At 71.4% G+C, this 11190-nt stretch carries 12 protein-coding genes and 1 tRNA gene; 10 read left to right on the top strand and 3 right to left on the bottom strand.

Translation table 11 applies throughout. The features are described from left to right. The first annotated feature begins 64 nt into the window (after positions 1-64). The 3 genes from EF387_RS37185 to EF387_RS37195 all read left to right on the top strand — a co-directional run bounded on the left by EF387_RS37185 (position 65) and on the right by EF387_RS37195 (position 3454). Complete coding sequence (locus tag EF387_RS37185) at positions 65-2044, top strand: FAD/NAD(P)-binding protein (protein WP_128381026.1); 1980 nt, start codon at positions 65-67, stop codon at positions 2042-2044. Positions 2045-2154: 110 nt separating this feature from the next. Beyond that, a complete protein-coding gene (locus tag EF387_RS37190; RefSeq protein WP_128381027.1) occupies positions 2155-2610 on the top strand; it encodes a DoxX family protein in 456 nt (151 codons plus the stop codon). A 232-nt stretch (positions 2611-2842) separates the two neighbouring features. Next, complete coding sequence (locus EF387_RS37195) at positions 2843-3454, top strand: DedA family protein (protein ID WP_128381028.1); 612 nt, start codon at positions 2843-2845, stop codon at positions 3452-3454. 65 nt (positions 3455-3519) lie between these two features. On the opposite strand, the gene EF387_RS37200 is transcribed toward EF387_RS37195, so the two are convergent. Beyond that, a complete protein-coding gene (locus EF387_RS37200; protein WP_420802662.1) occupies positions 3520-3840 on the bottom strand; it encodes a DUF2277 domain-containing protein in 321 nt (106 codons plus the stop codon). Between the two features lie 129 nt (positions 3841-3969). Between EF387_RS37200 and EF387_RS37205 the strand changes: the two genes are divergently transcribed. The 3 genes from EF387_RS37205 (at position 3970) to EF387_RS37215 (ending at position 5852) form a co-directional block, all read left to right on the top strand. Beyond that, the gene (locus tag EF387_RS37205) at positions 3970-4320 is read left to right on the top strand and encodes a hypothetical protein (RefSeq protein ID WP_128381029.1); all 351 of its coding nucleotides are present in this window, start codon (positions 3970-3972) and stop codon (positions 4318-4320) included. 105 nt (positions 4321-4425) lie between these two features. Further along, positions 4426-5550, top strand: coding sequence for a beta propeller repeat protein (locus tag EF387_RS37210; RefSeq protein ID WP_128381030.1), 1125 nt, complete (start codon positions 4426-4428; stop codon positions 5548-5550). 158 nt (positions 5551-5708) lie between these two features. Next, complete coding sequence (locus tag EF387_RS37215; protein ID WP_420802663.1) at positions 5709-5852, top strand: integrase; 144 nt, start codon at positions 5709-5711, stop codon at positions 5850-5852. A gap of 95 nt (positions 5853-5947) precedes the next feature. Here EF387_RS37215 and EF387_RS37220 read toward each other — a convergent pair. Then, positions 5948-6019 (bottom strand) — tRNA-Val (locus tag EF387_RS37220). 282 nt (positions 6020-6301) lie between these two features. Between EF387_RS37220 and EF387_RS37225 the strand changes: the two genes are divergently transcribed. From EF387_RS37225 to EF387_RS37240, 4 genes are all read left to right on the top strand, one after another. Continuing rightward, positions 6302-7165, top strand: a complete 864-nt coding sequence (locus EF387_RS37225; protein ID WP_128381031.1) for a DUF4097 family beta strand repeat-containing protein — start codon at positions 6302-6304, stop codon at positions 7163-7165. Positions 7166-7240: 75 nt separating this feature from the next. After that, a complete protein-coding gene (locus tag EF387_RS37230; RefSeq protein ID WP_420802664.1) occupies positions 7241-8806 on the top strand; it encodes a coiled-coil domain-containing protein in 1566 nt (521 codons plus the stop codon). A gap of 321 nt (positions 8807-9127) precedes the next feature. After that, the gene (locus EF387_RS37235; protein WP_128381032.1) at positions 9128-9754 is read left to right on the top strand and encodes a DUF4383 domain-containing protein; all 627 of its coding nucleotides are present in this window, start codon (positions 9128-9130) and stop codon (positions 9752-9754) included. Positions 9755-9861: 107 nt separating this feature from the next. Further along, positions 9862-10089: an FmdB family zinc ribbon protein gene (locus tag EF387_RS37240; protein WP_128381033.1), complete on the top strand. Its 228-nt coding sequence runs from the start codon at positions 9862-9864 to the stop codon at positions 10087-10089. A 183-nt stretch (positions 10090-10272) separates the two neighbouring features. Here the strand turns inward: EF387_RS37240 and EF387_RS37245 are convergent, their stop codons facing one another. Further along, positions 10273-11169, bottom strand: coding sequence for an HAD family hydrolase (locus EF387_RS37245; RefSeq protein ID WP_238431914.1), 897 nt, complete (start codon positions 11167-11169; stop codon positions 10273-10275). Between the last annotated feature and the right edge of the window lie 21 nt (positions 11170-11190).

Raw genomic sequence — 11190 nt, forward strand, 5'->3', positions numbered from 1 at the left:
CGGAACGTCCGCCTCCAGCGAGCATTTTGCCGCCCAGTGCCCCCCACGTCCTGGAGTCACCCCTTTGTCCGCAGCGATCGCAGCGAGGTCCGTCGCCGTCGTCGGCGCCGGCCCGCGCGGCACCAGCGTCCTGGAACGCCTCTGCGCCTCCGCCCCCGAACTCCTGCCAGCTCGCACGCAGTTGATCGTGCACGTGGTGGACCCCTGGCCACCGGGCCCGGGCCGGGTGTGGCGCACGGCCCAGTCACCGGAACTCCTGATGAACACGGTGGCGTCCCAGGTCACGCTGTTCACCGACGAGACGGTGGACTGCTCCGGCCCGATCAGACCGGGCCCGAGCCTCTACGAGTGGGCGAAGGGGAGCGCGAGCGAGCTCGGCCCCGACGACTACCCCACCCGGGCCCTCTACGGACGCTACCTGGAGTGGTTCTTCGCCCGTGTCGTACACGATGCGCCGCCCTCCGTGCGGGTCGAAGTACACCGGGCCCGGGCCGTCCGGCTCGACGGCGCGACGGACGACACGGGCGACGAGTCGGTGAACGAGTCGTGGGACCAATCGAGGAACGAGTCGAGGGACGAGTCGGGGAACGGCCCTTCGGACGATGCGGGAGACGGCCCGCAGACCCTGCTCCTGGACGACGGACGGGAGTTGACCGGTCTGTCGGCGGTCGTACTGACACAAGGACACCTACCGGCGGTGGTCGATCCGACGGAGTACCCGAAGCGGCCCGGACTGCGCCATCTGCCCCCGGCCAACCCCGCCGACCTCGACCTCTCCCCGTTGGCTCCGGGCGAACCCGTACTCCTGCGCGGTCTCGGCCTCAACTTCTTCGATCACATGGCCCTGTTGACGCAGGGCCGCGGCGGCCGCTTCACCGGGCGGAGCGGCGCGCTGCGCTATCTACCGTCCGGCCGCGAGCCCAAGCTCTACGCGGGCTCACGGCGCGGCATTCCGTACCACGCGCGCGGCGACAACGCGAAGGGCCCGTACGGACGTCACCTCCCGCTCGTCCTCACACCGGAGGTGGTCGCGGGCTTCCGGAAACGCGCGGACTCCGGCGACGCCCCCGACTTCCGCACGGAGATATGGCCGTTGGTGGCCAAGGAGGTCGAAGGGGTCTACTACAGCGCGCTGTTGGGCGCGGACTTCGGTCTCCGGTTTCTCGCCGTCGCCCATCGGGGCCCCGAAGAGGCCGCGCTGCTGGACGAGTTCGGGGTTCCGGAGGCACGGCGCTGGTGCTGGGACCGGCTGTCCCGCCCGTACAAGGACGAGGTCTTCACCGCTCCCGGCGACTTCCGCCGCTGGCTGCTCGGCCATCTGCGCGCGGACGCCGCCGAGGCCGCCCTCGGCAATGTCCGGGGCCCGCTGAAGGCCGCCCTCGACGTACTGCGAGACCTGCGCAACGAATTGCGCCAGATCGTGGACCACCGTGGTATCGCCGGGAGTTCACGCAGGGAACATCTGGACCGCTGGTACACCCCGCTCAACGCCTACCTCTCCATCGGACCGCCCCGCCGCCGTATCGAGGAGATGGCCGCACTGATCGAGGCGGGCGTGCTGGAGGTGGTCGGCCCCCGGCTCCAACTCCGCGCCGAGGACGGTGCGTTCGTCGCGCACTCCCCCGACGTCCCCGGCTCGACCGTCCGTGCCACCACCCTGATCGAGGCCCGTCTCCCCGAGCCCGACCTGCGGCGCAGCGCCGACGCCCTGCTCGCCCGGCTGCTGAGGACCGGCCAGTGCCGCCCGCACACCGTCGACGGTTACGAAACCGGAGGGCTGGACGTGACACCCCGCCCGTACCGTCTGATCGACCGGCGGGGACGGCCGCACCCCCGCCGTTTCGCGCTGGGTGTGCCCACCGAGGGGGTGCACTGGGTGACCGCCGCCGGGGCCCGACCCGGTGTGGACTCGGTCACGCTCTCGGACGCCGACGCGGTGGCCCGGGCGGTGCTACGAACCCTTGGCCGGCCTGGGCACGGCGGTTCTGACGGCGAAGCGGAAGCGGAATCATGGCCGAATGTTGAACTTGCAAGTATTGATTAGGCGCTCCTAACCTGGACCACTCGCTCGGTTCCCTCCCCACGAGTAACACAACCGGGCGACACAGACCGAAAACCCAGACCGACTACCCAGTCCTAAGGAGAGTCCCCCACATGACCGGACGCCTCAACAGCGCCCAGCCATATGCTCTCGGCCTGTTCCGCATCGTCATCGGCCTGCTCTTCACCTGCCACGGCGCCGCCTCGCTCTTCGGCGTGATCGGCGGCGCGGACGGCAAGGGCGGCACCGTGGCCACGGGCGCCTGGCCCAACTGGTACGCGGCCGTCATCGAACTCGTCTGCGGCAGCCTGGTGTTGCTCGGCCTCGGCACCCGCGTCGCCGCCTTCGTCGCGTCCGGCGCGATGGCGTACGCGTACTTCAAGGTCCACCAGCCCATGGGCCTGTGGCCGAAGCAGAACAACGGCGAGGGCGCCGCGATGTACTCCTGGTCGATGCTGCTGCTCGTCTTCACCGGCTCCGGCGCGTTCGGGCTGGACCGCCTGATCGCCTCGCGCAGTGGGCGCACGGCACAGCGGTCCGAGGCGGAGAAGACACCGGTCGCGGCCTGATCCACCACCCGCGCGCCCGCCTCCCGGTACGGGGAGACGGGCGCGCGCATGACACGGCTCCAACTCCTCTTGATCTCGGGTTGATCTCGGCGCGAGGGCCGCGCGTACGCTGCGTTGCCCTCAGGCATACGCTGTATGACCGTAAAAGGCCGTCCCTGCCGCCCCGCGCTGTCGCTGGGCCCCCGCGCTGTCGCGGTCGGGCCGTGTCACGGGGGAAGTGTGGGGAGTTTCGGTGCTTGAGAGTGTCGGGTCACTGACCGGCAGTCCGTGGATATACGCCCTGGTGGGTGCGTCCGTCCTGCTCGACGTCTTTGTGCCGGTCCTGCCCAGCGGGGTGCTCGTGATCACGGCGGCGACGGCCGCGGCGGCCGGCTCGGCCACCGGCCACATGCCGCAGGAGGCGCCCCACATCCTGGTGCTGCTGCTCTCCGCGGCGACGGCCTCCGTCCTCGGCGACCTCGTCGCCTACCGGCTCGCCTGGCGCGGCGGTGAGCGCCTGGACCGTGCGATAGCCCGCTCGCGCCGCCTCACCACCGCACAGGAACGTCTCGGCTCGGCGCTCGCCCGGGGCGGCGGCATCCTGGTGGTGCTGGCCCGCTTCGCCCCCGCGGGCCGCTCCGTCGTCTCCTTCTCCGCGGGCGCCGCCCACCGCAGCGTCCGCGACTTCCTCCCGTGGTCGATGCTGGCGGGCGTGGCGTGGGCCGCGTACAGCGTGGGACTGGGTTACTTCGGCGGCCAGTGGCTCGGCGCCACCTGGCTGGCGACGGCGGTGTCCCTGGCGGCGCTGTTCGGGGCGGGCGCGGGCGCGGCATACCTGGTACGCAGGCCGGCGGCGCAGGACTGAGCGCAGGACGACGGTCACGTGGGACGACTGTCCGGCGGGACGACGGTCAGGCGGGCAGGACTGGCTCAGCCGGCGTGCTGGACCGGAACCTGAGCCTGGCCCTGCGCCAGTGACGGCGGCTGCGGCTGCGGCTGCGGCCGTGACTGAGGCGGCTGGTGTGACTGCGACTGCTGCCCCTGTCCCCGGATCTGGAGGCCGCCCAGCAACTCGGCCGTAGCCGCGGCGATCACCTCCACGGCGTGGTCGAACACCTCGCGGTTGTGCGCGGCCGGGGCACGGAAGCCGGAGACCTTGCGCACGTACTGGAGCGCGGCCGCGCGGATCTCCTCCTCGGTGGCCTCTTCGGGGAGCACGGGCGGACGGAGTGTCTTGATGCTGCGGCACATGCGTCCAGTCTCCCTCAGCCCACGGACCGCCGTACGACGAAATCCACGGTCACCGGTGCGGCCGGCACCTCCCCGCGAGTTACCGGAAGAAACTCGCATCGCAAATTCGAACAGGCGTACCATTGTGGGGTGGCTGCGACCTATGACTTCCCGAGTGACCTCCTCGCCGGTCAGGAGGAGCTGCACCAGGTCCGGGCGGAGCTCCTGGCTCTCCTGAAGCGGCTCCCCTGGTCGGTGGAGCCGCTGGACGGCTTCAGCGACGATCACGGCTGGCGCAAAGTGGAACGTCCCGCCTCCCCGGGCTGGACCGCCGACGAACAGGCGGAGGTCGAAAAGCTCCGCGAACGCGAACGGGAACTCGCGGTCTTCGTGACGTGCCACCGCTTCTGGTCGGAGGTCGCCGCGACGGAACGGGTGACGGCCCGGATGCGGCTTAAGCACACGCACGAACTGCCGCCCGAAGAGCCCGGGGACCAGTAGCGGCACCGGCCACCGGACCCCTCGGAGCCCGAAGCGTATGCTCTGCGGCCACGGCCACGGCGGGGGCTGGGGCTGGGCTTGGGCTCTGGGGGCTGGGGGTAGAAGGTGGGCGACACATACGCGAACACGCGCATCCTCAAGGTCAACGCCGCGCTCGCCGTGCTCCTGCTGCTGTTCCTCTCCGTGGTGACCCTGCGCGCCGTGATCGACTCCGGTAAGGCCTGGCAGTACGACAAGGTCTTCACGGACACGGGCACGCTGTCCGCCGTGATCGCGACCGTTGACGACGACATGTGGGCGGCGGGCGACGGCCTCCTCCTGCACTACGACGGCACCGGATGGCAACACCGCCCCATGCCGGCCTCGTTCGGCGCCAAGGTCTTCGACGATGTGCGCTTCGACGCCGTGGACTCCGGCGGCTTCCTGTTCACGGCGAGCCTCGACGACGAGAACGCGTCATGGATGGCCCGCTGGGACGGCACGCGCTGGACTGCGCTGCCCGAACTCCCCGATGGCCACCGGGTCATTGACGTTCGGGCCTTCACCGCGGACGACATCTGGGTCCTCGACGGCGAGACCGGGGCGTACCACTGGGACGGCACGGGCTGGACCGCCATGGACCTGCCCGTCACCGTCACCGCGCTCGACGGCGTCGCGCCCGACGACCTGTGGGCGGTCGGCTACGACTACCCCGACGGTCCCGACGAGCACCTGTCGTTGCCGGGCGCCCAGCCCGCCACTCTGCACTGGGACGGCCACGACTGGCAGCCCGTACGGACGCCGGAGTACCACTACACGGTCCCGGCCCCCGAACAGCTGGCCTACTTCACGGAGGTCGTCGCGCTGGCGAAGGACGACGTCCGGGTCTACGGCGAACACACCTCCATCAGCGAGGACGACGAGTCCGACCCCGCCGCGGAAACCATCCGGCGGCGCTGGAACGGCACCGGCTGGATCGAGCTGCCGAAGCCCGAGGGAGCCTGCAGCGACCGCGGCCCCTGGGTCACCGACGGCAGGCGCGGGGCGGTCCTCAATGCCGGCCGGTACCTCACCGCGGACGGGCTCTGCGAAGGGATCGCCCAGTCGAAACTGCCGGACCCCTACGGAACCGCATCCGGCCCGAAGCAGTCACTCCGTCTGAACGCCATCACGTCGGTCCCGGGCACCGACAAGATAATCGGCGTCGGCACCGTCGGGGACGCCTCGGCGATCGTCAGCCTGAGGCGCTGAAGCCAGCTCCGGCTACAAGGCCCACCCCATCACGATGGGTCCCGTGATCGAAGCGTTCCGCGGCGCACCAGAGACGGGAGCGCCTGCGCCGCTGCCGCCGGCGCCACACCTGCGGCCGCGCACCCGTCCACGCCGGTGGCGCGACCACGCGCGAGCTGATGCACCGCATGGGCCACTCGTCGGTGCGGGCCGCGCTGATCTATCAGCACCTCGTCAACGGCCGTGACCATCAGATCGCCGACTACGTGGACGGTCAGATCAAGAAGGTGAAGCGGCCTCCGCGTGGCCCATCTGGCACGTAAGTGGCACGGCGGCCCCGAGTCGCCAGCAAAGATCGAGGCCCAGGTCTCCGGGTAACCACCCGCTGACCTGGGCCTCGCTCATGTCCTCGATCAAGTGGGCACGGACGGTTTCGAACCGCCGACATCCGCCTTGTAAGGGCGGCGCTCTACCGCTGAGCTACGTGCCCGGGACGAGAGGAAAGCCTACATGGCCCGGGGGGCTGCGCCGAAACCCGTATGCGGGCAGGGCCGTCAGGGGGAGCGCCGGGGGGCTATCCCCACCCTTGATTCGGGAGCGGACCGGATCCCGGGCCGGGCGTTCCGTCCGTACCGTCGAATTCGTTCTCAGGTGCTCGCGTCCGCCGGTCGGCCGGGGCGTTGACTCGTCGTTGCTCATCGTCGCTCGTCGTTGCTCGTCATTGGCTCGTCGTCGGGCCTTCAGTGGTTCACAGGTTCTCAGGGGGAAGTCCATGGCCGTCACCCGTGCTCACCGTTCCGTTCGTGTACGTGGCGTCGCCGTCGGCGGGGTCGTCGCGGCCGTGGTCCTCCTCGCCGCGGGATGTGCGGGTGCGGAGGACGACGAGCATCCGGATCGCAAGTCGTTCGCCCTGCAGGGGCGGACGCTGACGGTCGACTCGGACGACTCCGCTCTCGAGCTCGTCGCGGCCGACGTGAAGGAGGTGCGGGTCACCCGGTGGTTCTCCGGTGAGGTCGTCGTCGGCGACGACCCGAAGGTGACCTGGAAAGTCGACGGGGACCGGCTCGTGCTGCGGAAGAAGTGCAGCGGCATGATCGCCAACTGCTCGCTCAAGCACCGCATCGAGGTCCCGCGGGGGATCGCCGTGAAGGTGGAGAACGGCGACGGCAGCGTGACCGCGCGCGGCTTCCGCACGGCCGTGGACGTCCACTCGGGCGACGGTTCCGTACGCGTCACGGAATCCTCCGGCCCGCTGAACCTGCGCACCGACGACGGATCCGTACGGGTCGACGAGGCCTCCGGACCGCTCACACTGCGCACCGGGGACGGTTCCATCCGAGCGAGCGGCATCGAGGCGCGGCGCGTCAAGGCCAGCACCGGGGACGGCTCGGTCCACCTGGAACTCGGCGTCGTACCGGACCTCGTGGAGTCCCAGACCAAGGACGGCTCCATCAGCATCGCGCTGCCGCGTGACGCTCAGGGGTCGGCCAAGGGCTCGGGCGAGGTGTCGTACCGCGTGTCGGCCGAGAGCAACGACGGCTCCGTCGACGTATCCGTTCCGCGTGCCGACGACAGCCCGCACGTCGTCTCCGCCCGAACCGGAGACGGCAAAATCACGGTCAAGAGCGCGAACTGATCGGCCCGTGTTGTTCGTCCTTGTCCGGTGGGAGAATGGCACCGGGCCTTACGGATGACAGCACGGGAGAGGGATGTGACGGCGACACCTCACCAGCCGGACACACCGTTTGCGCCAGAGGCGCGACCACTCCTCCATCGACGTGCACACAAGCCTTGTCGACGAGCGCACAACACCGGGGGGTCGGGAGCCGTTACCGGCACCGCGCCCGCCGCAGGGCGAATCGGCGCCGGGCCCCCCGCCACAGGACGCATCGGCGCCGAGCCGCCCGCCGCACGACGCGCCGGCGCCGAGCCCGCCACGGGACGCGGTGGCGGCACGGGGGGCGGGGGCCTGCTCACCCTCCTGCTTCTCCCCCTCCCCCTCCTCGCCGCCCTTCCCGCCGCCTTCGCCGGCGGCGGCACCCGGCGCTGGTTCGGGGGACGGTCCGAGAGCCAGCGGGCGGAGGCGCAGGCCGCCAAGGACGCCGCCGCTGCCGCCTTCTACGAGCTGGACACCGCCCAGCGCGACCTGCGGATCTCGATAGAGACCATCACCGCTGTCGACGACTCGCCCGCCGCCCGCCGCGCCGTCTCCGACTTCGAGGCGCTGGGGCGGCGGATCGACGAGGTCAGTCACCAGTACATCAACGCCGTCGACGCCCATGACCTCGACCGTGACGACCTCGAGTCCTCCGTCGCGGCCCGCGCCCGCACCGAACTCACCCGGGCCAAGGACGACCTGGACAACGTCAAACGGGACCTGGACCGGTTCGCCGACGGGCTCGGGCCGCTGCTCAGCAAGGCCGAGACCCAGCTGGCCCGGCTCGCCCCCGCCGTGGAACGCGCCCGCCAGGCCCTGCTCGCCGCCTCCAACGCACTGGATGCCGTACGGGGCTCAGGGCTCAGGGCTGATGACCTGGCCGCCCGGCTCGCCGCCCTCGGCCCCGAGCTGACCAAGCTCAACCAGGGCGCGGGGCAGCACGGCGTACCGCAGACGCTTCAGCGCGCCGAGCGGGTCGCCCGGGACGCCGAGGCCGTGCGGGCGGAGGCCGAGCGGCTGCCGGAGCGGGCCGCCGAGATCGACCACCGGCTGGTCTCGCTGCGCACCCGCGCCCAGGCCCTGACCACCCGGGCCGGCCAGGTCGAACCGGTCCTCAGCGAACTGCGCCGCCGGTTCGCCGCCGCCTGCTGGCAGGACCTCCAGCAGGTCCCGGACCACGCGGCGGAGAACGTCCGCCAGGCCGAGCTCAAGCTGAAGGAGGCCCAGGCCGCCCGGGACGCCCAGCGCTGGCCCGACGCGACCGCCCTGCTGTCCACCGTGCGCGCCCTGCTGAACACCACCGACGAGGCCGTGTCTGCGGCGGGCGACCGGCTGAAGCGGCTCAACGCCGTACAGAAGGACCCTCAGCAGGAGATCGACCGCACCCGGTTCGCGATCCGCGACGCCCAGCGGCTGGCCATGGCGGGCCGCGCGACCCCCGACCCGAGGCACGCCCGCCCCCTGGACGACTCGGTGGCGCGGCTGGAGCGGGCGATCACCACGCTGGAGGGCCGCCATCCGGACTACTGGCACTTCCTCACCGAGACCGAGACGGTCCGGCAGACCGTCGCCCACGTCGTCGCCCAGATCCGTGACGAGCGGGGCGCGGCAGCGCACTGAGACGACCGGGCGCGGCGGTCGGCACAGTCAGGCGGGCGTGGCACGGCCGCGCACTCGGGCAGGCGGGCGGAGCGTGCACGGCCGCGCACTGAGGGCGCGTGGGCGCGGGCGATGTGTGGCGTTCGGACCGTGGCGGGCGGATGCTGGAATGTACGTGCCTCCCGATGCCGCAGCCTCCAGGTGCCTCTTGGCCCTCTGGGTGCCTTCGTTTGGTGCCTCTGGGTTCCGCCAGTGCCTCCGGGGTCCACCAGGTGCCTCCCGACGTGCGGCAGAAGCGCGTACGTGCATCGGAAGCGCGTACGTGCATCAGAAGGAGGCGACATGGCCCCCCAGCGACTGCGTCGGGGGAAGCGGCGCCGGATCCGGCTCGACGAGCATCTGCCCGTCGATCACCGCCTCAGCACGGTCTACCGCGTCGGCGCGGGCCTGATGGGTCTCGTGCTGCTCGCGTTCGGCATCCTCGGGCTCCTCGACCAGGTCGGCTTCTTCGACACCGGCGGCGACACCGTCGCCGGACTCAACACCAACGGCGCGCTCAGCGTGCTGTCCATCTGTGTCGGGGGGCTGCTCTTCGTCGGCATGGTGGTCGGCGGCAACTTCGCCTCGACCCTCAACATGGTCCTGGGCGTGCTCTTCGTCGTCAGCGGCTTCGTCAATCTGGCGCTGCTGGAGACCGGCTTCAACTTCCTCGCCTTCCGGATCCAGAACGTCCTGTTCAGCTTTGTGTTCGGCGTGGTGCTGATGTGGTTCGGAATGTACGGCCGGGTCGGCTCGGCCCTGCCGCACGACAACCCCTACTGGCAGGCCCGCAATCCCGAGCGCGCGGAGGCGGAGCGGCGGGCGCGGGCGCTGGAGAAGGAGCAGGACAGTCGGCGGGCGCGGTATCTGGAGCTGGAGCGGCGGGCCCGGGAGGGCGGGAGGGAGCGGCAGAGGGCGGGAGGAAGGTAGCGGTAGCGGTGGAGGGCGGGACGGAGGTAGCGGGAGGGAGCGGCGTAGGGGGCGAACAGACCCAGCGAACAGACCCACCTCCGGCACACGCCCGCTAACCTGTGCCCATGCCTCGCTACGAATACCGCTGCCGGACCTGCGGCGACACCTTCGAGATGAGCCGGCCGATGGCCGAGTCCTCCGCCCCCGCCGCCTGCCCGGCCGGGCACGACGACACCGTGAAGCTCCTGTCGACCGTCGCGGTCGGCGGCACGGCGAACGCCGCCGCGCCCCGCCAGGCCCCCGCCGCAGGCGGCGGAGGCGGCGGCTGCTGCGGCGGAGGATGCTGCGGCTGAAGCCCGGCACGGCTGCCGCGGCGGAGGATTGCTGCGCGGCTGCTGAGGTCGGGAGACGGGGTGCCGCACGTGTAGCCCCGCCGGCCCTTCACCCCTCCGCCACGGTGCGCAGCAACCCGGTCAGACCTCCCCCAGGACCGCAGCAACCCCGTCAGACCTCGGTCACGGACCGCAGCAACCCCGTCAGGCCTCGGCCACCGTCCGCAGCAGCCCCCGAAGGATCTCCTCCCCCGCCAGCACCCCCGCCTCCGGCACGGACGTGAGGTGTGGCGCGGTCCAGCCGACGTCGGCGAGTTCGCCGTGGCCGGGGCGCCAGGCCAGGCCCGCGGCGAGGAGCAGGTCGGCGTCGAGGAGGGAGTCACCGGCCGCGAGGGTGAGGCCGGCCCCGGTGCGCCGGGCCACCTCGAGCATGGCCGCGCTCTTGGTCAGCGGCTTCGGCACGGCGTAGACCTTCCGGCCCTGCACGGACACCGTCCAGCCACGCTCGTCCGCCCACACCGCCAGCTCCTTGACCCACTGCTCGGGCAGCAGATCGCGCTCGACGACGAGATAGGCGAAGAGGTCCTCGGCGACACGGTGCTTGCGCACCCAGGACGGGTCCGAGGTGACCGTCAGATACTCCCGCACCTCGGCCAGCGGCGCGCACTCGTCGCTGAGGCGGTCGGTCACCCAGGCGTGCCAGTCGAGATCCGAGACGCCGTCCACGAGCAGATGCCCGCCGTTGGCGCAGATCGCGTACTTCGGGGGCGGACCCGGGAGGTTGATCCGCTGGTACTGCTTGCGGGTGCGGGTGGTGGTGGGCACGAAGACCGCGGACCCGCCGAGGTCGGTGAGCAGCCGGGCGGCGGTCTCGGTCATGTACGACAGCGGCCTGCTCTCGTGCACCTCGACGCAGAGCAACCGGGGTGCACGCGCGTCGGGCATGGTCAGCGCGAGCGCCGCGGACGAGTAGATGAGCGTACGGTCGAGATCGCTCGCGACGAGCACCGTGGACGTGGAGGACGCCGAAGCGGTCGCAGGGGTCGCGCTCGTGGACGCCGACTCGATCGTGATCCCGCTCGTGGACGCCGACGTGATCATGGGCCCGCTCGTGGACGCCGC

This window comes from Streptomyces cavernae (assembly GCF_004023625.1).
GTDB lineage: Bacteria > Actinomycetota > Actinomycetes > Streptomycetales > Streptomycetaceae > Streptomyces > Streptomyces cavernae.